This window comes from Myceligenerans pegani (assembly GCF_014892515.1).
In the GTDB taxonomy this organism is placed as follows: domain Bacteria; phylum Actinomycetota; class Actinomycetes; order Actinomycetales; family Cellulomonadaceae; genus Myceligenerans; species Myceligenerans pegani.
The window spans coordinates 23,023-47,194 of the sequence record NZ_JADBGR010000077.1 but is presented as its reverse complement, the minus strand read 5'-3'; the positions used below and the strand labels follow the sequence as shown (position 1 = coordinate 47,194).

General features: G+C 72.1%; 20 protein-coding genes. 15 read left to right on the top strand and 5 right to left on the bottom strand.

Features of this window, described 5'->3' with window-relative positions:
* Window positions 1-30: 30 nt before the first annotated feature.
* From IIE03_RS10245 to IIE03_RS10195, 11 genes are all read left to right on the top strand, one after another.
* Window positions 31-1,041 (top strand): TerC family protein, encoded by a 1,011-nt coding sequence (locus IIE03_RS10245; RefSeq protein ID WP_192862652.1) that lies wholly within the window; start codon window positions 31-33, stop codon window positions 1,039-1,041.
* Window positions 1,042-1,083: 42 nt separating this feature from the next.
* Window positions 1,084-2,031, top strand: a complete 948-nt coding sequence (locus IIE03_RS10240; RefSeq protein ID WP_192862651.1) for a diacylglycerol/lipid kinase family protein — start codon at window positions 1,084-1,086, stop codon at window positions 2,029-2,031.
* Between the two features lie 118 nt (window positions 2,032-2,149).
* A complete protein-coding gene (locus IIE03_RS10235) occupies window positions 2,150-3,412 on the top strand; it encodes an acyltransferase family protein (protein ID WP_192862650.1) in 1,263 nt (420 codons plus the stop codon).
* A 29-nt stretch (window positions 3,413-3,441) separates the two neighbouring features.
* Window positions 3,442-4,791, top strand: a complete 1,350-nt coding sequence (locus IIE03_RS26710) for a sensor histidine kinase (RefSeq protein ID WP_318842910.1) — start codon at window positions 3,442-3,444, stop codon at window positions 4,789-4,791.
* Window positions 4,788-5,474: a response regulator gene (locus IIE03_RS10225; protein ID WP_192862649.1), complete on the top strand. Its 687-nt coding sequence runs from the start codon at window positions 4,788-4,790 to the stop codon at window positions 5,472-5,474. The genes IIE03_RS26710 and IIE03_RS10225 overlap by 4 nt, the downstream gene beginning before the upstream one ends.
* A 210-nt stretch (window positions 5,475-5,684) precedes the next feature.
* Window positions 5,685-6,662 (top strand): ABC transporter permease, encoded by a 978-nt coding sequence (locus IIE03_RS10220; RefSeq protein ID WP_192862738.1) that lies wholly within the window; start codon window positions 5,685-5,687, stop codon window positions 6,660-6,662.
* Window positions 6,663-6,696: 34 nt separating this feature from the next.
* The gene (locus IIE03_RS10215) at window positions 6,697-7,617 is read left to right on the top strand and encodes a carbohydrate ABC transporter permease (RefSeq protein WP_192862648.1); all 921 of its coding nucleotides are present in this window, start codon (window positions 6,697-6,699) and stop codon (window positions 7,615-7,617) included.
* Between the two features lie 97 nt (window positions 7,618-7,714).
* Complete coding sequence (locus IIE03_RS10210) at window positions 7,715-9,274, top strand: extracellular solute-binding protein (RefSeq protein WP_192862647.1); 1,560 nt, start codon at window positions 7,715-7,717, stop codon at window positions 9,272-9,274.
* A 78-nt stretch (window positions 9,275-9,352) separates the two neighbouring features.
* Window positions 9,353-10,051, top strand: a complete 699-nt coding sequence (locus IIE03_RS10205) for a YesL family protein (RefSeq protein ID WP_192862646.1) — start codon at window positions 9,353-9,355, stop codon at window positions 10,049-10,051.
* A complete protein-coding gene (locus tag IIE03_RS10200) occupies window positions 10,048-12,741 on the top strand; it encodes a beta-galactosidase (RefSeq protein ID WP_192862645.1) in 2,694 nt (897 codons plus the stop codon). Before IIE03_RS10205 ends, IIE03_RS10200 begins: the two co-directional genes overlap by 4 nt.
* Window positions 12,742-12,743: 2 nt before the next feature.
* Entirely contained in the window at window positions 12,744-13,976 is a 1,233-nt protein-coding gene (locus IIE03_RS10195; protein ID WP_192862644.1) for an ROK family transcriptional regulator, read from the top strand.
* An 86-nt stretch (window positions 13,977-14,062) separates the two neighbouring features.
* On the opposite strand, the gene IIE03_RS10190 is transcribed toward IIE03_RS10195, so the two are convergent.
* From IIE03_RS10190 to IIE03_RS10175, 4 genes are all read right to left on the bottom strand, one after another.
* Window positions 14,063-14,740 (bottom strand): GntR family transcriptional regulator, encoded by a 678-nt coding sequence (locus IIE03_RS10190; protein WP_192862643.1) that lies wholly within the window; start codon window positions 14,738-14,740, stop codon window positions 14,063-14,065.
* Between the two features lie 52 nt (window positions 14,741-14,792).
* Window positions 14,793-15,740 carry a 2-hydroxyacid dehydrogenase gene (locus IIE03_RS10185; protein WP_192862642.1) on the bottom strand — a complete coding sequence of 316 codons (948 nt, stop codon included), beginning with the start codon at window positions 15,738-15,740 and terminating at the stop codon, window positions 14,793-14,795.
* Window positions 15,737-17,161 (bottom strand): MFS transporter, encoded by a 1,425-nt coding sequence (locus tag IIE03_RS10180; protein WP_192862641.1) that lies wholly within the window; start codon window positions 17,159-17,161, stop codon window positions 15,737-15,739. The genes IIE03_RS10185 and IIE03_RS10180 overlap by 4 nt, the downstream gene beginning before the upstream one ends.
* A gap of 67 nt (window positions 17,162-17,228) precedes the next feature.
* Window positions 17,229-17,954 carry an RraA family protein gene (locus IIE03_RS10175; protein WP_192862640.1) on the bottom strand — a complete coding sequence of 242 codons (726 nt, stop codon included), beginning with the start codon at window positions 17,952-17,954 and terminating at the stop codon, window positions 17,229-17,231.
* A 150-nt stretch (window positions 17,955-18,104) separates the two neighbouring features.
* Between IIE03_RS10175 and IIE03_RS10170 the strand changes: the two genes are divergently transcribed.
* The 4 genes from IIE03_RS10170 (at window position 18,105) to IIE03_RS10155 (ending at window position 22,008) form a co-directional block, all read left to right on the top strand.
* The gene (locus tag IIE03_RS10170; protein ID WP_225997554.1) at window positions 18,105-19,385 is read left to right on the top strand and encodes an MFS transporter; all 1,281 of its coding nucleotides are present in this window, start codon (window positions 18,105-18,107) and stop codon (window positions 19,383-19,385) included.
* A complete protein-coding gene (locus IIE03_RS10165) occupies window positions 19,382-20,227 on the top strand; it encodes an alpha/beta hydrolase family protein (protein WP_192862639.1) in 846 nt (281 codons plus the stop codon). The genes IIE03_RS10170 and IIE03_RS10165 overlap by 4 nt, the downstream gene beginning before the upstream one ends.
* 64 nt (window positions 20,228-20,291) lie before the next feature.
* Window positions 20,292-21,686, top strand: a complete 1,395-nt coding sequence (locus IIE03_RS10160) for an acyclic terpene utilization AtuA family protein (protein ID WP_318842909.1) — start codon at window positions 20,292-20,294, stop codon at window positions 21,684-21,686.
* Entirely contained in the window at window positions 21,679-22,008 is a 330-nt protein-coding gene (locus IIE03_RS10155) for a DUF4387 domain-containing protein (RefSeq protein ID WP_192862638.1), read from the top strand. Before IIE03_RS10160 ends, IIE03_RS10155 begins: the two co-directional genes overlap by 8 nt.
* Before the next feature lie 13 nt (window positions 22,009-22,021).
* Here the strand turns inward: IIE03_RS10155 and IIE03_RS10150 are convergent, their stop codons facing one another.
* Window positions 22,022-24,145, bottom strand: coding sequence for a glycoside hydrolase family 2 protein (locus tag IIE03_RS10150; protein ID WP_192862637.1), 2,124 nt, complete (start codon window positions 24,143-24,145; stop codon window positions 22,022-22,024).
* Between the last annotated feature and the right edge of the window lie 27 nt (window positions 24,146-24,172).

Sequence of the window (24,172 nt, the reverse complement as noted above, 5' to 3'; positions counted from 1 at the left end):
CCCTTGTGCCGGCGTCGTGACGGAGGAAGCGTGTTCGATATCAGCCCACTCACCTGGGCCCTGACCATCGGTCTGATCATCGTGCTGCTGGCGGTGGATCTGGTCCTCGCCGCCGCCCGCCCGCACCACGTCGGGTTCAAGGAGGCCACCGCGTGGTCGGTGTTCTACATCGCGGTGGCGATCGGGTTCGGCGTCTGGTTCGGACTGCAGTACGGGAACGCGGCGGGCACGGAGTACTTCGCGGGCTACATCATCGAGAAGAGCCTGTCGGTCGACAACCTGTTCGTGTTCGTCATCATCATGAGCACCTTCGCGGTCCCGGACGTGCACCAGCACAAGGTCCTCGTCTTCGGCATCGTGCTCGCCCTTCTCATGCGCGCCGTCTTCATCGCCCTCGGCGCGTCCCTCATCAGCCTGTTCTCGTTCACGTTCCTGCTGTTCGGGCTGCTGCTGCTCTACACGGCCGTGCAGTTGTTCCGGCACCGGAACGAGGACCCCGACATCGAGAGCAACCTCATGGTGCGCGGCGCCCGGCGCTTCCTGCCCGTCAGCGACGGCTACATCGGGGGCAGGCTCTTCGCCAGGGAGAACGGCCGCCGGGTCGTCACCCCGCTGTTCATCGTGCTGATCGCGATCGGCAGCGTGGACCTGTTGTTCGCGCTCGACTCGATCCCCGCCGTCTTCGGCGTCACCGAGTCGGCGTACGTCGTCTTCACCGCGAACGCCTTCGCGCTGCTGGGGCTGCGGGCGCTGTTCTTCCTCGTCAAGGGCCTGCTCGACCGGCTCGTGTACCTCTCGGCGGGACTCGCGCTCATCCTGGCGTTCATCGGCGTCAAGCTGATCCTGCACTGGGCTCACGTCGACATCGACGAGTCCATCCCGGAGATCCCGACCTCGCTGAGCCTCGGCGTCGTCCTCGGCATCCTGGCCGTGGTGACCGTCGCGAGCCTCGTCAAGACCCGCGGTCTCGCGTACGAGAAGGCCCACGCCGGATCGCTCAGCATCACGAGCGTCAGGAAGAAGGACGAGACGCCGCGATAGCGGCGCCCCGTCGTCCCACCGACAACGGAAGCAGGGGCGCACATGTCCGCACTTCGCGTCGGCGTCGTCTGGAACCCCGCCAAGACGAACCGGGAGGACCTCGAGCGCGCGCTCGGGGCAGCGGGCTCCTCGGCGTCGCCGGCGCCCGCAGCCCTGTGGGTGGAGACGAGCGAGGACGATCCCGGCCAGGGCGCCACGGCGCGAGCGCTCGAGGAGGGTGTCGACGTGATCGTCGCCGCGGGCGGCGACGGCACGGTCCGGGCGGTCGCCGAGCGTCTCGCGGCGGCGGACGCCGAGGTGGCGCTGGGGATCGTGCCGCTCGGCACGGGAAACCTCCTGGCGAGGAATCTCGGCGTGCCTCTCGGGGACGTCGCGGGCGCCTTCGCCCGGGTGCTGGCCTCCGAGCCGCGGGCCGTCGATCTGGGCCGGCTCGAGATCGACCTCCCCGGTGGCACCGAACGTCACGCGTTCGCCGTCATGGCCGGCTTCGGCCTCGACGCGCACATGATCACCGAGACCGACGACGACCTGAAGGACAGCGTCGGCTGGCTGGCCTACGTGGAGTCGATGGGGCGTGCGCTCTCCGCCAGCGACACCCTCGACGTCCGGATCACCGCCGACGGCGGGCGGCCCCGCCACGAGCACGTGCACACGCTCCTCGTCGGCAACTGCGGAACCCTTCAGGGCGGGATCAACCTCCTCCCGGAGGCCGACCCGGGCGACGGTGAGCTCGACCTGCTCGCCCTGAGCGCGGCCGGCGCCGCCGGATGGGCCGACACGCTGCGCAACATGGTCTGGGACAACGGCATCAAGCGGCTCGTCACGGGACGGTCGGCGGCCGAGAGCAGCGCCAGCGCCGTGCACGTCCGCCTGCGCAGCCTCGAGCTGGAGCTGGCGGAGCCGCGGGTGGTCGAGATCGACGGCGAGGAGCTCGGCGAGACGACCCGGTTCCGCGTCACCGTCCAACCAGGTGCGGTGCGCGTCCACTGAGTTCGCAGGCAGGCCCGCCCGGTCGCGGCGGGATCAACCGATCGGGCGACACGGGATCATCCGATCGATGCCCGTCTGGTTGATCCCTGTTCGCCCGGGCGCGGCCACGCTGGACGCCATGACGACACCCCCGGACCAGGTCCTGCCCGCCCGCACGGCCGTGGCCGCCCCTCCCGTCGCCGGTCCGCCGTCCGCCGCCGCTGCGCCCGCGCCGCGTCTGGCGTGGATCGACAACCTCCGCATCTGGCTCACCGCGCTCGTGGTGCTGCACCACGCCGCGTTCACCTACGCCCCCTTCCCGGCCTGGCCGTACCGGGAGCCCGATCACGGGCCGGGCGGTGACCTCCTCCTACTGTTCGGAGTGCTCAACCAGATGTGGTTCATGAGTGCCTTCTTCTTCGTGTCCGGCCTGTTCGTGCCCGGTTCCTACGAACGCAAGGGCGCTCGCCGGTTCGTCGTCGACCGCCTGTGGCGGCTCGGCCTGCCGTTGCTGCTGGTCGTCGTGGCGCTGCGCCCGCTCGTGGACGGGCAGAGGTACCAGGCGGCCCGGGACGCCGCCGCGGCGGGGACCGAGTTGTCGCCGGCCGCGTTCTACCTGGAGACGGCTCGGCCGATCTGGATGTGGTTCGTCGAGGTGCTGCTGATCATGTGCGTCGTCTACGCCGCCTGGCGAACGGCGCGCGCTCGCCGCGCCTCCGCCGAGCCGCACGCGGCCGGTGCGCGTTCCCACGGGCGTGCGCCGGGAACTCCCGGCCCCGTCACGCCCGAGCCGGGTGCGAGCAGCGCCGTCCCGGGCGCGTGGACGGTCGTCGCACTCGGCGCCGGCCTGGTCGTCGTGACGTATCTGTGGCGCATCGTGGTGCCGTCCGGCACGTACTGGCCGGTCGCCGGGCTCCCCACGCCGGACCATCTGCCGCTCTACGTCGCGTTCTTCGTGCTCGGCACGCTCGCGCTGCGTCGCGGCCGGCTCGCCGCCCTGACTCCCCGTGCGGGCTGGATCGGTGCGGGGGCCGCGGTCGCCGGCGCTCTCGTCCAGCTCGCCGTCATCGCCGCTCCCGAGGCGTCCGGCGGCGGGACGTGGCAGTCGTTCGTGGTCGCCGCCGGGCTCGTCCCCACGGCGATCGGGACGACGGTCGCCGCCCTCGCGCTGTTCCGCTCCCGGTTCGCGAGGCAGGGAGCCTTGCTGCGGTTCCTGTCGGCGCACACCTATGCCGTGTACGTCGTGCACGGCCTGGTCCTCGTCGCCATCGGCAGGCTGCTCGCCCCGCTCGATGCGCCGGGACCGGCGAAGTTCGTGCTGCTCGCCGTCGCCGCGCTCCCGGTGTGCTGGGCCGTCGCCTGGGCGGTCCGGAGCATTCCCGGGGCCAAGCGGGTGTTCTGAACGGTGTGCCCGCGCGGCAGGATGGGACGGTGAGCGACACGACGGCACCCGACGCCCCGGCCGTGTCCGCGGCGCCGGCCTGGCCCACCGACCGGGCGGCGCCGCGGCGGTGGTCGGTGCGGCAGTGGCGTGCGGACCTCACCGGTCCCGACTGGAGCGTGCGGTTCGAGGCCGCACTGGTCGCACTCCCGTGGATCCTGCTCGCGGTTCCGCTCGTGCTCGACCAGACGCTCACCGGCGGCGACCTCACCACCCGGCTTCTCGGCGCGGGCCTGACCGCCGCGGCCGGCGCATGGGTCTACCTGGGCCACACGCGGGTGGACCCCTCCCGGCGCACCGTGCCCGGTGCCGCCGTCCATCTCGCCGGGCTGCTGGCGCTGTCCGCGGCCCTGATCCGGTACGACGACCTCTACGTGATCTTCGCCATCACCGGCTTCTTCCACAGCTACCACCTGCGTCCATGGCCGCTCACCGGGGCGGCCGTCCTCGCCACCTCGTTGGTCGTCAACGGGATGACCTTCTCCCCGCTGGATCCGGTGCCGCATTCCGTCGGCGTGTTCGTGACCGTCGTCCTGGTCCAGTCCGCCGCGATCACCGGGGGCTACGTCTTCTCCGCCAAGGAGCTCGAGCGCCACGACCGGCAGGCCGACACCGTGCGCCGGCTCGCGGCGGCGCTCGCCGAGAACGAGCGCCTGCACGTGCTGCTCGTCGAGCAGGCCCGGGAGGCCGGCGGCGCGGACGAGCGCCGGCGTCTCGCCGGGGAGATCCACGACACGCTGGCCCAGGGCCTGACGGGTATCGTCACCCAGGTGCAGGCCGCGCAGCGCGTGTGGGAGGACCCGGGGCGTGCCCGGCCGCACGTGGACCGGGCGCTGGCTCTCGCCCGCGAGTCCCTCGGCGAGGCGCGCCGGTCGGTCCAGGCGCTGCACCCGGCCGAGCTGGTGGAGAGCCGGCTCCCGGAGGCACTGATGTCGCTGACGGACCGCTGGTCCGCGGACCACGACCTCCCGGCCGCATTCGAGGTCACCGGGACGCCGGTGATGCTCCCGCCCTCGGCCGAGATCGCGCTGTTCCGCACGGCCCAGGAGTCTCTGACGAACGTGGCCCGACACGCCCGCGCGGCCCGGGTAGGGGTCACCCTGAGCTACACCGAGGACACGGTGCTGCTGGACGTGCGGGACGACGGTACGGGGTTCCGTAACGCGGACACGGCCCGGCCGGCGGAGCCCGGGGAGGCCGGCGGCTTCGGGCTCGCCGGGATGCGGCGACGGCTCGCCGGCGTGGGCGGCTCCCTCACGGTCGAGACGGCGCCGGGCGAGGGCACGGCCGTCAGCGCGGCCGTCCCGGCGGGCCCGGGGAGTCCCGGCGGGGCATCATGACGGACGCCGACGCCGACGCCGACGCCGACGCCGACGCCGACGCCGCGCCGCGAACGCCGATCCGCGTCCTGATCGCCGACGACCACCCCGTGGTCCGCAACGGCCTGCGCGGGGCGTTCGCGGACGACCCCGGCGTCACCGTGGTCGGCGAGGTGTCCGACGGTCGCCAGGCCGTGGCGCGTGCGCGCGAGGGGGACGTGGACGTGGTGCTCATGGATCTGCGCATGCCCGTGATGGACGGCGTCGAGGCGATCGCCGCGCTGCGCGAGCTGGCCCCCGACATCCATGTCCTGGTGCTGACCACGTTCGACGGCGAGGCGGACGTGCTGCCCGCCGTCGCCGCGGGCGCCACCGGCTACCTGCTCAAGGACGCCTCGACGGACGACCTGGCGCGCGCCGTGCGCGCGGCCCATCGCGGCGAGGCGGTGCTCGCGCCGTCGGCGGCGGGCCGGCTCATGGGGCAGGTGCGACGCCCGGCGGCCGCCGTGCTCTCGGCACGTGAGCTGGAGGTGCTCGCCCTGGTCGCCGACGGCGCCTCCAACCGGGAGGCCGCCCGGCGCCTGTTCATCAGCGAGGCCAGCATCAAGACCCACCTGCTGCACGTGTACGACAAGCTCGGGGTGCGGGACCGGGCGGCGGCGGTCGGCGAGGCGTACCGGCGGGGGTTGCTCCCGACGCGATGAGCCCGGGACGCCGGTCGGCCTCGGCGGCCGGGCCGGCGCGCGGCCCTCGCCAGCTTACGTGACGCATGTTAACGCAAACATCGTGACCATTTCGTGACCCCAGGCTGTTGTCAAGCGATTTTCCCGACGGTTAGTTTTAGCCGCATTGCAACCAGGCGGCGCCGGCGACGAGGCCGGTGCCCGACCGCAGAGAGGCGGCTTGCCGTGGTGATGCAGGCGAGCGCGGCGACGCGCACCGACGTCGAGGAGCACGACCCCGTGCCGACCCGGCCGCGGGCGTCGCTGCTGCGACGGATCGGCCGGAACCGGACGCTGCTCCTCATGTGCCTTCCGGCCATCGCGTTCTTCGTCGTCTTCAGCTACGCCCCGATGCCGGGCGCGTGGATCGCGTTCACGAACTTCAACTACCGGGACGGCATCTTCGGGAGTCCGTTCGTGGGCCTGAGGAACTTCGAGTTCCTCGTCCAGTCCGGACAGCTGTGGCTGCTCACCAGGAACACGGTCCTCTACAACCTGGCCTTCATCGTGCTGGGGAACATCCTCCAGATCGCGCTGGCGATCATGCTGAACGAGATCAGGGCGAAGTACTTCAAGAAGATCAGCCAGGCCGTCATGTTCCTGCCGTACTTCATCTCCGTCGTCCTCATCGGCGTCATCGCCTTCAACCTGCTGAACTACGACACCGGGTACGTCAACGCGCTCATCCAGCAGACCGGCGGGGATCCGATCAAGATCTACAGCATCGCCGGCGCCTGGCCGATCATCATCGTCCTGTTCCAGCTGTGGCAGAGCACCGGGTACGGATCCATCGTCTACTTCGCGGCGATCATGGGCATCGACAACTCGCTGTTCGAGGCAGCGGCGATCGACGGCGCCTCGGCGTGGCAGCGCATCCGGTACATCATCCTGCCGAGCCTGAAACCCACGTTCATCATCCTTCTGCTGTTCTCGCTGGGCGGGATCATGAACGGCAACTTCGGGCTGTTCTGGAACCTGATCGGGAACAACGCGGCGCTGTTCTCCACGACCGACATCATCGAGACCTCCGTGTACCGGATGATCCTGTCCCAGAACAACTTCACGTCCTCCACGGCGGTCGGGCTGTACCAGTCCCTGTTCGGGTTCGCGCTCGTGCTCCTGGCCAACTGGATCGTGCGACGGATCAACGAAGACTATGCGCTCTTCTGACACCATGCGCTCTTCTGACGCAGAAAGGCACGAGATGAGTCACGTCGCCGCGGCAAGGGCGCCGCGCAAGGTCAGGCTCGACCGGAGCGACTACGTACTGCGGGGCATCTCGTACCTCACGGTCACGCTGTTCGCCACCTTCTGCACGCTGCCCTTCGTCCTGATCCTCTCGGCGTCGCTGTCCAGCGAGACGGCGATCATGCGGGACGGCTTCGGCCTGCTGCCCAAGGAGTTCACGTTCGCCGCCTACGAGTACATCTTCCGGGCTCCGCGGCAGATCATCGGCTCGTACGTGGTCACGATCGTGATGACGGTCTCGGGCACAGCCATCGGGCTGTTCATCATCGCGATGACGGGGTACGCCCTGAACCGCAGGGACTTCCCGTTCCGCAACGGGATCTCCTTCTTCATCTACTTCACGACCCTGTTCTCCGCGGGGCTCGCCCCCACGTACATCTGGGTCTCGCGCTACCTCGAGCTGAGGGGCAGCTATCTGGCGGTGTTCCTCCAGCTGCTCATGACCCCGTGGCTGATCATCCTGATGAAGAACTTCATGCGCTCGATCCCGTACGAGATCGTCGAGTCCGGGAAGGTCGACGGGGCGGGGGACTTCCGGATCTTCCTCCGGCTCGTCCTGCCGATGATGAAACCGGCGCTCGCCACGATCGGGCTGTTCCTGGCCCTCGCGTACTGGAACGAGTGGTACCTGTCCTCCCTGTACCTCGGCAGCACGGTGGAGTTCAAGCCCCTGCAGTACCACCTGTACAACATCATCAATACCGCGAACGCACTGAGGAATTCCGTGGCCGGCTCGAACGTGAGCATCACGGAACTGCCGAGCAACACGCTGAAGATGGCGAGCGCCGTGGTGGCGACAGGGCCGATCGTGCTCGTGTACCCGTTCGTCCAGAAGTACTTCGTCAGCGGGATCACGGTCGGGGCGGTCAAGGGCTGACCGGCACTTCAAGGAACATTTCGACGAACCTTTCGGATCACGTTTCGAGCAATATTTCAAGGAACGCAGTACCCAACACATCGATGGAGTCTCAATGATGAGAAATCGACTCGCCAGGGCCGCGGCCGCGGCCCTCGCCCTGGCCGTGACCACGACGACCCTCGCCGCGTGCGGCCCGAGCGACGGCACCGAGTCCGGGGAGCCGACGACGATCACCATGCTCGTGCTCGGTGACAAGCCCACCAACGGTCGCCTCGAGGCGATGCTGGAGGAGCTGAACCCGCTGCTCGAGGAAGAGGTGAACGCCAACCTCGACCTGTTCTACGTGGAATGGGCCGACTGGCAGACCCAGTACAACACCCAGCTCCTGGCGGGCGACGACAGCATCGACCTGATCACCACGGCGACGGACTGGCTCTTCGCCTGGGAGAACGCGGAGAAGGGTGCGTTCCTGCCGTTGTCCGAGGAGATGCTGCAGGAGCACGCGCCGCGCACCTGGGAGCAGGTGGACGCCGAGGGGCACTGGGAGCTGACCAAGCTCGACGACGGCCAGATCTACTTCATCCCCGAGGACAACTTCACGCAGTGGACGAACCACGGCTTCTTCTACCGTGGTGACTGGGCCGCCGAGGCCGGCTTCGAGGACGGCACGATCACGAGGTTCGAGGACTTCACCACCTACTTCGAGTGGGTCAAGGAGAATCAGCCGGACGCCTACCCCTGGGACGTCGCGGGAGCCAACGAGGCCGCCCTGATCGGGTACCTCCAGGGCCACACCGACGGCCAGACGATCGGACAGCTCACCGCCGGCAACTACTTCCCGTTCCAGACCACGGAGGCGGACCCCTACACGGTGACGTCCTGGTACATGGAGGGCGACGAGCTCCTCGAGGCTGCCGAGCTCGCGAAGGAGTGGAACGAGATCGGTGTCTGGCGCGAGGACGCGCTGAACTACGACGGCCAGACACGTGAGCAGTTCTTCGCGGGCCTGTCCGGCGTGGACCAGCACCACACGCAGACGTACGTCGGCACGATCGTCGACAACATGACGAAGAAGCAGCCCGGCTCGGACCCGAAGTTCTTCTACTGGGGCCAGGAGAACGGGAACGTCTTCCGGGACATCCTCACGCACGGCGCCATGGCCGTGAACGCCACCTCGAACAACCCCGAGAAGGCGCTCGAGGTGTACGACGTCATCCGGAACGACCAGGAGGCCTACATGCTGCTCACGGCCGGCATCGAGGGCACGGACTACGTCATCACGGAGGACGGCGAGCTCGGCTACCCGGAGGGCTACGACTCCTCCACGGACGCCCTGGGGTCGAACTTCTGGGCGGGCCGCATGGACGAGTTCGAGCTGGACCGGGTCACCGATGCCCCGAACAAGCAGGAGATCTACGACGGGCTCGACGCGGTGGCGAAGGAGTACCCGTACTCGACGTTCGTGCCGAACAAGGACCTGATCGATCCCACGCTGGCGGCCATGGGGGGCGTGCTGTCCGAGTACATCCCGCAGCTCCAGTACGGCAAGTTCGACGACCCGGCGGCCGCGATCGACGAGATGCGGCAGAAGCTGCTCGACGCGGGCTACGAGGACGCGCGGGACTCCATCCAGTCCGACATGGACGCCTGGGCCGAGGAGCGCGGTCTGAAGTAACCGACCGGTTCAGCCGTGCGGGCCCGTGCGCAGAACGCCGGGCCCGCACGGCCCCGTCCGTGAGAGAAAGGGGGAGGCGTGAGCGGGATCTTCCACGCGGACTCGCCGCTCCTGCGGTTCCTGACCAGGGTCGCCGACCTGATGATCCTCAACGTGGTGTTCCTCGCCACGTCCCTCCCGGTCGTCACCCTGGGCGCGTCGCTGACCGCCCTGAACTACACCGCCATGAGGATCGCGGCCGACGCGCACGAGTCGGTGACCGGTGACTACCTCCGGTCGTTCCGCGAGAACTTCCGGCAGGCGACCCTGCTGGGCCTGGCCGTGGGATTCCTCGGGCTGGTCCCCGCCGCCTGGTACGTGGCGGTCGAGGTCCTCGACGTCTCCGTCGTCGTCCGGTTCGTCCTGCAGGCGACCTGCTACCTGATGGCGTTCCGGGTGGTGCTGGTGGCGCTGTACGCGTTCCCCTACCTGGCGAAGTTCGAGAACACCGTGCCGGAGGTGCTGAACAACGCGCGCAAGATGTCGATCCGGCACCTGTTCGCGTCGCTGGCGATCCTCCTCGTCACCACGCTGCCCGTCGTCGTCACGGTCTTCTACCCGGCGGCCACGGCCTACGGCCTGGCCTGGTTCCTCATCGGGTTCGCGGGGATCGCCTTCGTGAACGCCCGCGTGTTCACCAGCGTCTTCGGCACCTACATCCCGCCCGCCGACGCCGAATCCGCCGCTGCCGCCGCACCCGCCGCGGCCGACCCCGTGGAAAGCGCAGGTACGACGTGACCGAGACGACCGCGACCGCCGTCTCCCTGGGCCCCTCCGGGCTCGTGCTCGACGGCGGCGAACGGGTGCGCCTGTGCGCCTCCCTCTTCTACTTCCGCGTCCCCCGCGAGTCGTGGCCCTCCCGCCTGGCGGCCGTGCGCGCGTCGGGCTACGACCTCGTGGACGTCTACGTCCCGTGGAACTTCCACGAGATCGCCCCGGGCCGGTGGGACTTCGAGGGGCGCCGCGACGTCGCGGCGTTCCTCGACCTCGCGCACGCCGTCGGGCTGAAGGTGGTCGCCCGCCCCGGCCCGTACATCTGCTCGGAGTGGGACGGCGGCGCCCTGCCCGCGTGGCTCGCCCTCGAGGAGGGGCTGCGGCTCCGGCAGCACGAGCCCCGCTACCTCGCCCACGTGGAGGCGTGGTTCGACCGGATCCTGCCGCTGCTCGCCGCGCGCGAGCACGGCCGCGGCGGCGCGGTCGTCGCCGTCCAGCTCGAGAACGAGCTCGACTTCTTCGACTGCGAGGACCGCGCCGGGTACGTCGGCCGGCTGCGCGACCTCGCCCTGCGGCACGGCATCGGCGTCCCCCTCGTCGCGTGCGCCGGGCAGGGCGACCTGACCGGCGCCACCGGCGACGTGGACGGTGTCGTGCCCGCCGTCAACTTCTACCCCGACGACCGCTCGCCGTTCGTCGAGCCCGAGGTGCGGCGCTACGCGGATCTCACCGCCCGCCGCAGGCTGCCGCTGCTCGTCACCGAGACGAACCGGCGCCACGCCACGCTCCGGCGGCTGGTGGTCAGCGGCGCGAAGGTCGTCGCGCCCTACCTGCAGGCGTCGGGCTACGACTTCGGCTGGACGCCCTCGGTCGGCAACTGGGGCGACCCCGGCGGCTTCATGTCGCACGACTACGACTTCGGCGGCTACCTCGACCCCGTCGGCGCCCCGCGCCCCGAGCACGCGGAGGCGCGCGTCCTGTCCGCGGTCCTGCGGACGCTCGGCCCGGCGCTCGCCCGGGCCACGCCCGAGGCCGCACCCGGGGCGTACACCACCGACGTCGCCACGAGCGCGTCGCCGTCGCGCCTCGTGCTCGACGGCGGCGGCGAACTCCTCGGCGTCCCGAACCTCACGGAGGAGTGGGGGACCGTCACGCTGCCTGCGCCTGCGGAGGGGGACGCGGCCCGGAGCATGCCGGCGTCGGAGAACGGTTCGGCGCCGGTGGCCGAAGACGGGTCGGTGACGGTCCCGCTCCCGCCGGCATCCTGCCTGCTCGTCCTGCGCGACCTGCCGCTGGCCGGCTTCGGCCTGCCCGGCACGCTCCGCCTCACCACCGCCGACCTCGTCGGCGCCGGCCCGGACGGCCTCACGCTCTCGGCCCGCGGCACCAGTGCCCTCGTCCTCGATGCAGTCGAGGCGGTCGAGACGCTCGATCGCGGGACCCGTTCGGCGTGGCGCCGTGCGGCGACCCCCGGCGCCGCCGCGTCCGCCGAACTCGCCGCCCCCGCTCCCGGCACCCCGGTCCGCACCACGCTCACCGCCGCGGGCGCGACCTGGCCCGTCATCGTCCTCCACCCCGACGACGTCGGCGAGGCGTCCGCCACCGCGCCCACCGGGAGCGACCCCACCGTCGTCGAGACCGCCACCCGGCTCGACCTCGCCACCCGGACCGGCACGACCACCCGGCACGACCTGCCGCCGTCGTCCGAGGCGCTCGGCGTCTTCCGGGGCCGCACGCACTACGGCGCCGACATCGGCGGCCTGGCCGAACTGCTGCTCCAGGGCACGTCGGACATCGCGGACCTCACGCTGGACGACGACGCCCGGCCCGCCCTCGCACGATTCGGCGCCACGACCCTGGTGCCCGTCGCCGGCGCGCGCCGGCTGGAGGCCACCGTCGAGACCTGGGGCCACGCCAACTTCGACGACGTGCGACTGCCCGCGCTGCGGATGGGCTCGCTCCGCGGGATCGGGCGGGTGTGGTCCGTCACCGGGCGCACCGACGTGTCCGCGCTGTGGGAGGTGACAGGGCCGGGAACCTGGCCCGGCGACCCCGCGCCCCTGCGCGGCCTCGCGGGCTGGAGCAGCACGCGAGCCGGCACACCCGTCACCTACCGGCGCGGCCTGCCCACGGACGGCGCATCGCACCACGCGCTGCGGCTCGACGGGCTCGACGGCCCGGCCGACGTCGCCGTCGACGGCGTCACGCACCTCGTCACGGCCGACGAGCCCTGGCTCACCCTCGCCCCCGGCGAGGGCTCCGACGTCGCCGTCACCGTGCCGCACCGCCCGGGCGCCGCGCTGCGCGCCGAACTGCTCCGGCTCGAACCCGTGCGCGGCTGGGACGTCGAGCCGCAGCCCGACGACGCCCTCCTCGCCCTCGCCGCGACCGCCGCCACCGGCGAACGGGTGCGCCTCCCGCTCGACCTCGCCCCCGGCGACGAAGCCTGGTTCGACGTCGAGGTCCCCACCGGCGGACTCTCGCTCCGCCTCGAGGGCCGGCAGATCCGCGTCAGCGCCTTCGCGGCCGGCGAACTCCTCGGCCGGGTCTGGCTCGACGACCCCGCCCGGCCGCGCTTCACCGGCGGCGACTCCACCCGGATCTGGCTGCCCGCCGCATGGAATACTGGGGCGGTCCGATTCATGGTCCGCGCGACGCGAGGGGAGGAGTCCCCGCAGCTCGGACGCGTGCGAGCCACCGCGGTGAGTGAGTGAACATGACTACCCCCAGGCGGACGTCGCGCGACATCCGCAGCGAGTCCCGGCTCGACGTCCTCCACGCGGTCCTCGTCGCCGGAGAGACCACACGGAACGAGGTCACCAGGGTCACCGGGCTCAGCCCGTCCACCGTCGCCACCGTCGTCGGCGAACTCATCACCGAGGGCATCGTCGCCGAGACGAAGCGGACCGCCGGACGAGTCGGGCGGCCCACCGCGACCCTCACCATGAACGCCGCCCGGGGCCGGGTCGTCGGCATCGACGTCGCCGAGACCTACGTCCGCGCCGTCCTGTTCGACGCCGCCCTCCACCAGGTCGCGTCCGTCGAGGAACCCCGGGACGAACACGTCCTCGACCCCGGCACCGTCCTGGACGGGATCGCGGGCGCCCTCGACCACGTCCTCGAGCAGGGCGGCGTCACCCGCGACGACGTCCTCGGCGTCGGAATCTCCCTCCCCGGGCTCGTCCGCGGCACCTCCGGCACGTCCGTCGTCGTTCCCCACTGGACCTGGCACCGGGTCGAGCTCGAACGGCTGCGGGAACGCGTCGGCCTGCCGCTCATCGTCGACAACCCCCTCAAGGTCATGGCCACCGCCGAGCTCTGGCTCGGCCGCGGCCGGTACTGCTCCAGCATGGTCACCATCAACCTCGGCACCGGCGTCGGCGCCGGCATCGTGCTCGAGGGCCGCATCCTGCGCGGTGCGACCAACTCCGCCGGCGAATGGGGCCACTCCCTGCTCGTGCTCGACGGCCGCGAGTGCCGCTGCGGTCGGCACGGCTGCGTCGAGGCCTACGTCGGCGCACCCGGCATCCAGCAGACCCTCCGCGAGATCCAGCCCGCCCACCCCCTCGCCGACCTCGCCATGCAGCGCGACGTCATCGAGGCCATGGCCGAGGCCGCGGCCCGGCCCGGTGCCGACCCCGCCGTCGAGCGCACCATCGAGCGCACCGCCTACTACCTCGGGTCGGCGCTCGCGGACCTCGTCGCGGTCATCAACCCGGAGGTCGTCACGCTGACCGGCTGGACCACGTGGGCGCTCGGCGAGCACCTGCTGCCCGCGACGCGCGCCCGGCTGGTCGATCAGGCGCCCGGCCGGTCCGCCGACGACGTGCGCCTCGAGGTCTCGACCGTCCGCGGCAACATGGTCGCGACGGGCGTCGCGGCGATCGCGCTGGAGCGGTTCCTGACCGACGTCGGCCTCCTGACGACGCGGATCCCGATCACGCTCTGACCGTGGTGGATCCCGTGGCGGCGCCGGGTCCGGCGTGCGTCGCGCGCTCCTGGCCGACGTGGCCGCCGGCGGGGGCAGGAACCGCGTCAGGGCACGTCGTGCTGGAGGCCGCGGATGGCGGAGCGGGCGTGGGCGCGCATGAGCCGCTCGGCGGCGTCCTCGTCCCCGGCCTCCAGCGCGTCGGCGATGGCGACGTGGTCGGCGAGGCGTGCGGAGATCCACGCGGGGTCGTCGGCATGCGCCTCGGCCCGCGCGAGGCGGTAGTCGCCGTAGATGGCGTAGCTGTCGATCAGGCTGCGGAGCGCGGCGTTGTCGGCCGCCCGCGCGATCTCGGCGTCGAAGAGCTGCGCGAGCTCGAACCGTTCCCGCAGGGTCAGGTCGTCGCCGCCCGCGAGGTGCTGGTCGAGGTATCCCCGCAGCCGGGCGACCCCTTCCGGGGTGATCTTGCGCGCCGCGAAGCGCGCCTCCGCCCCGCGCAGCATGACCTCGACCTCCATGAGCTCCTGGAGCGTCTCGGCGGGGTGGTCGACGACCTGCAGGCGGCGGGCGCCGACCCGCTCGAGGAGTCCCTCGTGCTCGAGCTTGCCGATCGCCTCGCGCACGGGCGTCGGGCTGACGTCGAGCGCCTCGGCGAGCTGCCGTTCGGTGACCCGGCTGCCCGGAGCGAGCCGCCCGTCCGCGATGCTCGCCCGGACGGAGTGGTAGACCTGCTCGGCGAGCGAGCCGACCCGGGACACGCGAGGCAGTGAGTCCTGAAGGTTCACGGTCCTCGCTCTCTCGTCCGCCCGGCGTCGTCCGCCGTCCGTCGCTGTTACCTTACCTCCGGCCGCCTCCGCCCCCTGCCGAGACCCTTCCGGGACGGCTGCCCGCCACGACGTTCCGGGGCGGTTCGCCGGCGCGCAGGCGGCGTACCTGCTCGACGACGACGCGGTCGATGCGTTCGTCCATCGCGTCGGCGTCGCCACCGGCATGCGGGGTGATCAGGACGCCGGGCAGGTCCCACAGCGGATGGCCGGGCGGGAGCGGTTCGGGGTCCGTGACGTCCAGCGCCGCGCGCAGTCGCCCGCGTCGCAGCTCGGCGACGAGCGCGCCGGTGTCCACGACCTCGCCGCGGGCCACGTTGACGAGCAGCGCCCCGTCCCGCATTCTCGCGAGGAAGCCGGCGTCGACCAGCCCTCGTGTCTCCGCGCGGAGCGGGACCGCGATGACGACGACGTCCGCTCCGGCGAGGAGTCCGGGCAGGTCCGCCGGGCCGTGGACCCCGGCGCGGGGCGTGCGGGCGACCAGGTCGACGTGCGCGTCGAACGGCGCCAGGCGCCGGGCGAGCTCGGAGCCCACGCCGCCGGCGCCGACCACCAGCACGCGCTTGCCGGCGAGCCCGGGACGGCGGCGATGGTGCCACCGGCCCCGATCGGCGTCGCGGACGGCCTCCGGGATGCCGCGCTGCGCCGCGAGAACGAGCGCTACCGCGAGCTCCGCGGTGGAGCCCTCGTGCACGCCGACCGCGTTGCAGTACGCGATACCGGCCGGCAGGTGCTCCGCGACGTGGTCGTACCCCAGGGTCTGGCTCTGCACGACGGACACACGCAGCTCCGCGAGGGCCCGGAGCTCGGCGGCCGGGATCATGTAGGGCAGGACCAGCAGGTCCACGGGGTCGGCAGGCGGCCGGGGCGCGCCGGGCCGCCACACCTGGATCCGGGTGTTGTCCAGGCGCGGCTCGAGTCGCCGTCGCAGGTCCTCGGTGGGCAGGACGAGTGACATCATCGCGGGCTCCTTCTCGGGTCGTGGTCCGGTGGGACGGGCGGGTCGCCCGGCGGACGGCCGCGCCGCAGCGCCGGGTCGGTGGCGGTCAGCAGCAGTGCCGCCGCGGCGAGTGCGGTGATGATCCAGCCGACGACGTGCAGGTCCGCGTCGGTGGCACCGCGGCCGAAGAGGGGGCCGATCACACTGGAGGCCGCGATCGCGCCGAGCTGGACGGCGGTGCGGGACATCCCGGCGGACACGCCCATCTGCCTGTCCGGCGCCTGGCGGTACAGCGCCACCTGGTTGGACACGGCGGCGAGGCCCTGCGGCGGCCCGAACAGGGCGATCGCGGCGAGGATCACCCAGGTCGGCGAGTCGTGGGAGAGCGTCGTGAGGAGCAGCCCGCCGGCGGCCGGGATCGCGGCGGCCAGCAGCAGCGGGAGGCGGATGCCGCGGCCGCGTGACACGAGCGCGGCGGCGACCCCGGCGAGGACCACGGCGGGCAGCTGCATCCAGCCGGCGGCGTCGGCGGTGTAGCCCGCCGTGGCCTGCAGCCACTGCGTCATGCCGTAGATCACGAGGTACATGCACGAGTACACGAGGAAGAGCCGCGCGTACGTGCGCACGAGTGCCGGGCGGGCGGTCAGCGTACGGACGTCCAGGAACGGCTCGGGATGCCGTCGTTCCCAGAAGACCAGCGCGGCGACCGCCACGGCGGTCACGGCGGGCAGCCAGTACCGGCCGGGCCACAGGCCGAGGGCGAACACCAGCGCGGTACCGACGGCCACGGCGAACAGCACCAGTCCGGAGACGTCGAGGCTCCCGCGGCCCCCCGCGCCGCCGTCGGCCACTCGCGGCCGATCCCGGTCCCCGGGCAGCCACCGCAGCGCGAACGCGATCGCGGCGACGCCGTACGGCGCGTTCACGACGAAGATCGCCGGCCAGCCGAACCCGGCGACGAGGACACCACCGAGAACGGGCCCGACCGCGGCGCTCGTGAGGCTCGAGACCGACAACGCCGAGAACAGCTCACGCGGCGGTTCGCGTCCCACGCGCGTCGCCTGTACCCGGATCGAGGCCATGGCCGCGGGATAGGCCGCCGACGTGCCGACGCCGACGACGATCCGTGACACCAGCGCCCCCGCGAACGTCGGTGCGAACAGCGGGACGAGACCGGCGAGCGCGGCGAGGGCCATCCCGGTGACATAGATCTTCCGGGGGCCGTAGAGGTCCACGAGCTTGCCCATCACGGGCTGCGCGACCGCGCTGGCGAGGTAGAGGCCGGCGACGAGCAGCACGACCTGGGAGACGGAGGTGCCGGTCGCGTCCGCGATGGGCACCAGCGCGACCGAGATCATCGTCGTGTTGATGGAGTTCAGTGCGGGCCCGAGGACGAGCGGGAGCGCGAAACGGGCGCCGAAGCCGTCTGCCGGACGGTTCATGCCGTGAGCTCGCCGGCTGTGGGGTGATCGTTCCCGGAGCGGGCACGAGCTCCTCGGCGTCGGCGGCTCACCGGGCCGGTGCGGCGGGGCCCGCGTCGGCGGTGCCGTAGGTGCGCTGCCGGCGGTAGCCCGCCAGGGTGAAGTCCGGGCCCTCGATGTACGCGAGGTCACGGGCCTCGCCGTCCCGTACACGTTCCACCGCGGCCGGCAGGTCCGCCAGCGCGTCCCACGGCACGACGACGAGGCCGTTCGCGTCGCCGTGCAGGATGTCGCCGGTCGCGATCCGCTCGCCGTCGAGGAGCACGGGATCGCCCACCCGGGTCAGCTCGAAGTTGGCGTGCGAGGCGACGGTGTAGCGCGAGAAGTAGTGGATGCCCTTGGCGCGGACCTCGGCCACGTCGCGGAGCGCGCCGTCGGTCACGAAGCCGACCGCGCCGAGGCGCTGACCGAGCGTGGCCATGATCTCGCCCGCGTAGGCGACCCGGCTCGGGGTGGTGCTCGCGTCCTTCATGATGATCACGACGGGTCCGGTCATGGCGTCGAGGCGTTCCCAGAGCTCCCAGTAGCCGTCCTGTCGCGCGGGCCGGCCGATCGCGTCGGACACGGTCACGGTCAGTGCCCGGCCCACCATGGTCCCGAGCTCGGGGAAGTCGCACCGCACCCGTCCGCCGACGTAGCCCGTGCCACGGTCGCGCAGTTCGAGTCGTTCGACGGCGTTGGCGATCGTCGGGCTGTCGACCCCGGCGAGGAAGTCCAGTTCGGTGTCGGTCAGTGTGCGTGCGTCAGTGGTCATGATGGCCCGGGCCTCCGGCGTCGTCGCGGTCGGTGGGGGCGAGCCCGGCCACTCGTGGGACGGGTGGTTGCCTTCGGGCTGCGCCTGACCTACGTTACGCTATAGCAAATAGCAAAGGCGGACAAGGAAGTCCGCGGACAAGGGAGTCTGATGAACACCGTGATCCCGGAGCGGCCCGCCGTGCGCACGAGGCTGAACACGCGCGCCGCGATGCTGGTCGCGCTGGCCGTCTTCGCGCAGGAGTCGGTCTGGAACTTCTACGACGCGCAGGTGCCGGCGTCGATCGCCGAGTACACGACGAGTGCCGCCCTCATCGGGCTGCTGATGGGCGTCGACAACGCGCTCGGGATCGTGCTGCAGCCACTGGTCGGCCATCTCTCCGACCGGACGCGCACACCATGGGGGAGACGCGTCCCCTACCTCGTCATCGGCGCGCCCGTCGCGGCGGTGTTCTTCGCCCTCATCCCGTTCGCGGGCTCGTTCGGCGCGCTGATCGTCTGCATGTTCCTCTTCGCCGTCGTCGCCAACGCGTTCAAGCCGCTCACCGATGCGCTGACCCCCGACTTCCAGGCCCCGGCGCGCCGCAGCCTCGCGAACGGCATCGCCAAGATGGCGACGAGCCTCACCATCATCGTCTCGGCGCTCATCAGCCTGCTCGTGGTCGACCGCAGCCTGGAGCTGGCCTTCGCGATCCCCGCGGTGATGATGGTCTGCGCCATGGTGATCGTCGCCCTCACCATCCACGAGACACGTTCTCCCGGGTACCGCCGCGCGGTCGCGGAGGGCGAGGCCGACGACGGCGGCGGATGGAGCTTCCGTCGTGTCGTGGGCGAGCTCTTCCGCGACGCGGACCGCAGCAGGATCTTCCTGCTGTTCGGGATCGTGGCGACGTCGGGCACCTGGGCGGCGATGCGCTCGCAGCTCACGCCCTACGCCATGGAGGTGCTCGACGTCAGTCGCGGCACCGCCGGATCCCTCACCCTCCCCGCGGGCCTGGCGTTCATCGCGGCGGCGCTCCCGCTCTCGTTCGTCTCGGACCGGGCGGGCCGGCGCAGGATGATCCGCCTGGGCCTGATCGTCATGATCGCCGGCTGCCTGATCGCCTTCACGCTGCCCAGCCTGCCCACGACGATCGCGGGGATCGTCATCGCGTCGATCGGCTACGCCGCGTTCTCGGTCAACGGCGTCGTGCTGATGTGGAACCTCGCCCCCAGCGGTTCGGTCACCGGTGCCTACAGCGGGTTGTACGCGGTGGCCGCCGCCGTCGGCGCGTCGGCCGGTCCGGCCCTGATCGGCGGCCTGGTCGACCTGACGGCGTGGAGGTTCCTCTTCCTCCACTCCAGCCTGGTCGGCGTCGTGGCGCTCCTGCTCTTCCTGCTCGTCCGCCGGGAGATCAGCGACGGGCAGCTGGCCGAGGGAGGGACGGCATGAGACCGGTGCGACTCGACGACTTCCCGCCCGGGCATCCCGCGTGGGACCTCCTGCTCGGCGCGACCCCCTTCCAGGCGAGCGCCGCGGAACCGCGGCTCTCCTTCACCACCTACGTCCCGGCGTCCTACCGCGACCGCACGGAACCGCTGCGCCTGCTCGTCGCCGTGCACGGCACCGGCCGCCGCGTGGAGGAGACCCGCGACCGGTACGCCGCACTCGCCGACGAGCAGGGCCTGGCGGTCCTCGCGCCCCTGTTCCCCTGCGGACTCGGCGGTCCGGACGACGTCCACAACTACAAGGAGCTGCACCACGGCGGCCTCCGGTTCGACGAGGCACTGCTCGCGATGGTCGACGAGGCCGCGCGGCGCTGGCGGATCGACACCGAGAGGTTCCTGCTCGCCGGCTTCTCGGGCGGAGGGCAGTTCGCCCACCGGTTCGCCTACCTCCACCCGCACCGGCTGCGGGCGGTGTCCGTCGGGGCTCCGGGGCGCGTGACCCTCCCGGACGACGCGCCGTGGCCCCTCGGCCTCGGCGGCGTCCGCGACCGGCTCGGGACCGAGGCGTCTCCCGCGGGTCTGGCGGACGTGCCCTACCAGGTCGTCGTCGGCAGCGCCGACCTCGCCGGGGACCTCCTGGCCGCCGTCGCCGACGACCCGCGCGAGGCACGCGCCGGAGCCACCCGCGTGGACCGGGCGCTGCGCCTCGCGGGGGAGCTCATCGAGCTCGGTGTCCCCGTTGAGACGGCCGTCGTGCCCGGCGCGGGCCACGACGCGGACGCCGTCGCTCCGGCCGTGACCGACTTCCTGCGCAGGGCGCTGCACGCGCCGGACCCCGCCCGCTGAGAACCGCCCAGAACCGCCCGTCCAGAACCGCCCACCGAGAAGAACCGAGAAGAAGAGAGCAGACGTGTCGACCACCACCACCGGATCCACCCGCGAGTCGGTCAGGGTCTTCGTGCCGATCGGAATGCTGGGCGGAGGCTTCGCCGAGTCCGTCGTCGAACGCGGCCTCGAGCTCGGCCCCGACGTCATCGCCGTCGACGGCGGTTCCACCGACTCCGGACCCCACTACCTCGGTTCCGCCACGGCGAAGTCGCCGGCGGCGTCCATCGCGCGCGACCTGCGGCTGCTCCTGCGGGCGGCCGCCCGCGCCGACATCCCCCTGATCGTGGGATCGTGCGGGACCAGCGGCACGGACGCGGGCGTCGACTGGGTCGCCGGGATCGCCGCCGCGATCATGGCCGAGGAAGGGCTCGACCTGCCGGTCGCGCGCATCTACAGCGAGCAGCGCGCCGAGGACCTGCGACGGCATCTCGCGGCCGGGCGCATCCACCCGCTTCCGCCGCTCGGCGAACTGGCGCCGGAGACGCTGGACTCCTGCACCCACATCGTCGGGTTGATGGGACACGAGCCGATCGTCGAGGCCCTGGAGAACGGGGCGCAGGTCGTGCTCGCCGGCCGGGCCACCGACACCGCCGTCGCCGCGGCCGTCCCGCTCCTGCGCGGTATGCCCGCCGGGCCGACCTGGCACGCGGGCAAGATCGTCGAGTGCGGCGCGCAGGCGACGACGAACCCCCGCACCGGGGGCATCTTCGCCACGATCGACCATGCGGGCTTCACCATCGAGGCCGTCGACCCGGACACCGCCTGCACGCCGACCTCCGTCGCCGCCCACATGCTCTACGAGAACGCCGACCCGTTCCTGCTGACGGAGCCCGACGGCGTGCTCGACGTCCGGAACGCGACCTACCGGGCCCTGGACGACCGGCGCGTCCGCGTCGAGGGCTCGGAGTTCCACCACGTCGACCAGCACACGATCAAGCTCGAGGGCGCGCGGATCGCCGGATACCAGACCGTGTCGTTCGTCGGGGTCCGGGAGCCGCTCGTGCTCGCCGACCCCGAGCAGTGGGTGGAGGTCCTGCGCAAGTACCTCTTCCTGCGGGTCGAGCAGGCGCTCGGGATGACCGAGGAGCAGTTCGACTTCGACCTGCGCCTCTACGGGCACAACGCCGTCCTCGGCGAGCTGGACCCGGGCCGCGGCGCCCCGCGCGAGCTCGGCGTCATGCTGATCGTCAGCGCCGCCGACCAGGAGACCGCGACCGCCGTCGCCAAGGCCATGAACCCCTACCTGCTGCACATGCCGACGCCGGACATGGACTACCTGCCGAGTTTCGCGTTCGCCACCTCGCCGTCGGAACTGGAGCGCGGCGCCGCCTACGAGTTCGTCCTCAACCACGTGGTCGACAGCCCGACGCCGACCGCGCTGTTCCGTATCGAGAACGGAGCCCCCGCCCATGCCTGAGAACACGCTCACCCTCGCCGACGTCTGCCACGAGGTCCGCTCGAAGAACGCCGGCCCGTTCTGGGTCACGATCGACATCTTCGTGAAGGACGGCGAGATGTTCGAGGTCGTCGCCGACGAGTCGTTCCTGAACGAGCGGACCGTCGCCGACCTCTACCGTGTCGACCTGGCGACCATCCGCATGTTCCGGCTGCCCGACCTGAACGTCGTGAAGATCTCCTTCCCCCGCCCGGTGCCGCAGGGATCGCTGCACGACCGGGACATCCACGCCGGCCAGCACCACGTGCCGCTGGCGGTCCTGCCCGTGCCGCACGGTCGTTGACCCCGGTTCCGCCTCACCACCTCTCGCCGCGACGGTTGGGTTCCTCGACGGGTGCGGCGTCGACGAAGGTGCGTGCCCGCACGGAACCGTCGTCGTCGACCAGCCAGAGCCGGAGCCGGGCCGGGCCGCCCGGTGCCGGCACCGTGACGGAGACGGCCGGACTCAGCACGAACGGCTTGGCCTCGACCGGTCCCGACGCCCCGTGGTGCGCCACCGGCGCGGCGCCGAACGGGGCGCCGGCGGGGACCCATGCCGCCCGGATCCGCCCCGTCACCGGGCCGGATCCGTGGTGGGAGACGTGAACGTCGAGGGTGAGCTCGTCGTCCGGCACCGGGAGGTCCGCGCCGGCGTGGCGGGGGACGAGGTCGACGACCAGGACGGTGTCGGCGTTGACGTCCCGGGGGTCGAGCCCGCCGCGGTCCTTCGGTCGCCGGTCGGCGTCGAGCAGCCCGGCCATCTCGTGCTCGACGTCGGTGAGCTCGGTGTAGACGTAGCCGGCGAACCGGTCGTGGCGGCGGAGCTCCTGGGTCTGCCACCGCAGGTGCCAGGCGCGCTCGAGGCTGGTGAACCCGGCGCCGTACTCGCTGTTGAGGAGCGGGAGCCCGGTGCGGGGGTGGGCGTCGGTGGCGTAGAGCGCCTTCCTGGCGAGGAAGTCGGGGGCGAGCCGGACGGGAAAGTCCTCCCGCGTGCCGTCGGCCAGCGCCGCGACGTTGGCGGCCCAGGCGGCGGGGTCCTCGTCGTAGTAGTGCCAGTCGACCAGGTCGGTGCGCACGTGGGCCCAGCCCGAGTTCTCGACGACGGGACGCGTGTCGTCCTCGCGGCGCAGCAGGTCGTAGGCGGCCCGGGCGGCGTCCGCCCGTTCCGGGCTGCCCGGGATGTCCCAGTCCAGGCCCCACTCCTCGTTGTAGAGGCCCCAGATGACGACGCCGGGATGGTTCGCGTCGCGCTCGACCATGGCGGGGAGCTGCGCCTCGAACGCGGCGGCGGCCTCGGTGCCGAACCTGCTCGGGCCGGGCGGCTCGGCCCAGACGAGCATCCCGGTGCGGTCGGCGTGGTGGAGCCAGCGGGGCTCCTCGAGCTTGAGGTGCTTGCGCACCAGGTTGTAGCCGAGTTCCCGGGCGTGGTCGAGATCGGCGACGAGGGCGTCGTCGTCGGGTGCGGTGAGGCCCGACGTCGGCCAGTAGCCCTGGTCGAGGACGCCGCGCAGGTAGATCCGCTCGTCGTTGAGGAACAACTGCTCGCCGCGCGCCTCGAACCGGCGCAGGCCCGCGGTGACGTGCACGACGTCGGGGGCGGCGTCGTTCCCGGCGGCCGCGACGGTGACGGTGACGACGTACAGATGGGGGTCCGCCGGGCTCCACGGCCGCGGCTCGGTGAGGGGGAGGCGTCCGACGGCGGTGCCGCGGCCGTCGGCGACCAGGTCGATCCGCTCGTGCGCGCGGGACCCGGAGGTCACCTCGACGGTGATCGTCGCGCCCGCCGGGGCGTCACCGGACAGCTCGACGCCGACGTCGAACCCGGTGAGCGAGTCGCCGGTGAGGTCGATCCGGCGGGCGTACGTCCGGCCGCGGGCCTCGAGCCACACCGGCTGCCAGATGCCGGACGTGGGGGCGAAGGACACGCCGTCGTAGTCGTCCCGCGGGATGGACCGCTGCTTGCCGTGGGGGATGGCGCGCTTGTCGGCGGGCGCGTGGACCTCGACCTCCAGCAGGCCGTCGGCGCCCGGTTCGAGGACGCCGTCGAGGTCGGCCTCGAACGGGGTGTGGCCGCCGGTGTGCTCGGCGATCACCCGCCCGTCGACCCGGACGACGGCGTGGTGGTGCACGGCGCCGAAGCACAGCACGGCGCGGTGCCCGTCCCAGCCGGCGGGGACGGCGATCCGGCGTCGGTACGTGGCGTGCTCGAGCCACGTGCGGCCGACTCCGGAGGCGGCGGTCTCCCACGCGAACGGGACGGTGACCGGCACGACGCCGTCGGGCAGGTCGAGGTCCCAGGTGCCGTTGAGGGACAGCCAGCGGGCCGACCGGTCGCGGTCGGGTCGGGGGTACCCGGCGCGCGGGACGGCGGGACGGGTCTGCTCCGGGCCGGAGTTCTCGGTGCCGGAGTTCTCCTGGCGTGGCAGCGGGGCCGATGTCATGGAGATGCCTTTCGGTGGTGGGAGGGC

Bases quoted from the DNA above. Each gene is read 5' to 3' on its own strand.
- IIE03_RS10165 (WP_192862639.1), top strand. From the start codon at position 19,382: ATGAGACCGGTGCGACTCGACGACTTCCCGCCCGGGCATCCCGCGTGG.
- IIE03_RS10235 (WP_192862650.1), top strand. From the start codon at position 2,150: ATGACGACACCCCCGGACCAGGTCCTGCCCGCCCGCACGGCCGTGGCC.
- IIE03_RS10150 (WP_192862637.1), bottom strand. From the start codon at position 24,145: ATGACATCGGCCCCGCTGCCACGCCAGGAGAACTCCGGCACCGAGAAC.
- IIE03_RS10215 (WP_192862648.1), top strand. From the start codon at position 6,697: ATGAGTCACGTCGCCGCGGCAAGGGCGCCGCGCAAGGTCAGGCTCGAC.
- IIE03_RS10170 (WP_225997554.1), top strand. From the start codon at position 18,105: ATGAACACCGTGATCCCGGAGCGGCCCGCCGTGCGCACGAGGCTGAAC.
- IIE03_RS10210 (WP_192862647.1), top strand. From the start codon at position 7,715: ATGAGAAATCGACTCGCCAGGGCCGCGGCCGCGGCCCTCGCCCTGGCC.
- IIE03_RS10225 (WP_192862649.1), top strand. From the start codon at position 4,788: ATGACGGACGCCGACGCCGACGCCGACGCCGACGCCGACGCCGACGCC.
- IIE03_RS10185 (WP_192862642.1), bottom strand. From the start codon at position 15,740: ATGATGTCACTCGTCCTGCCCACCGAGGACCTGCGACGGCGACTCGAG.
- IIE03_RS10180 (WP_192862641.1), bottom strand. From the start codon at position 17,161: ATGAACCGTCCGGCAGACGGCTTCGGCGCCCGTTTCGCGCTCCCGCTC.
- IIE03_RS10240 (WP_192862651.1), top strand. From the start codon at position 1,084: ATGTCCGCACTTCGCGTCGGCGTCGTCTGGAACCCCGCCAAGACGAAC.
- IIE03_RS10155 (WP_192862638.1), top strand. From the start codon at position 21,679: ATGCCTGAGAACACGCTCACCCTCGCCGACGTCTGCCACGAGGTCCGC.
- IIE03_RS10220 (WP_192862738.1), top strand. From the start codon at position 5,685: ATGCAGGCGAGCGCGGCGACGCGCACCGACGTCGAGGAGCACGACCCC.
- IIE03_RS10175 (WP_192862640.1), bottom strand. From the start codon at position 17,954: ATGACCACTGACGCACGCACACTGACCGACACCGAACTGGACTTCCTC.
- IIE03_RS10195 (WP_192862644.1), top strand. From the start codon at position 12,744: ATGACTACCCCCAGGCGGACGTCGCGCGACATCCGCAGCGAGTCCCGG.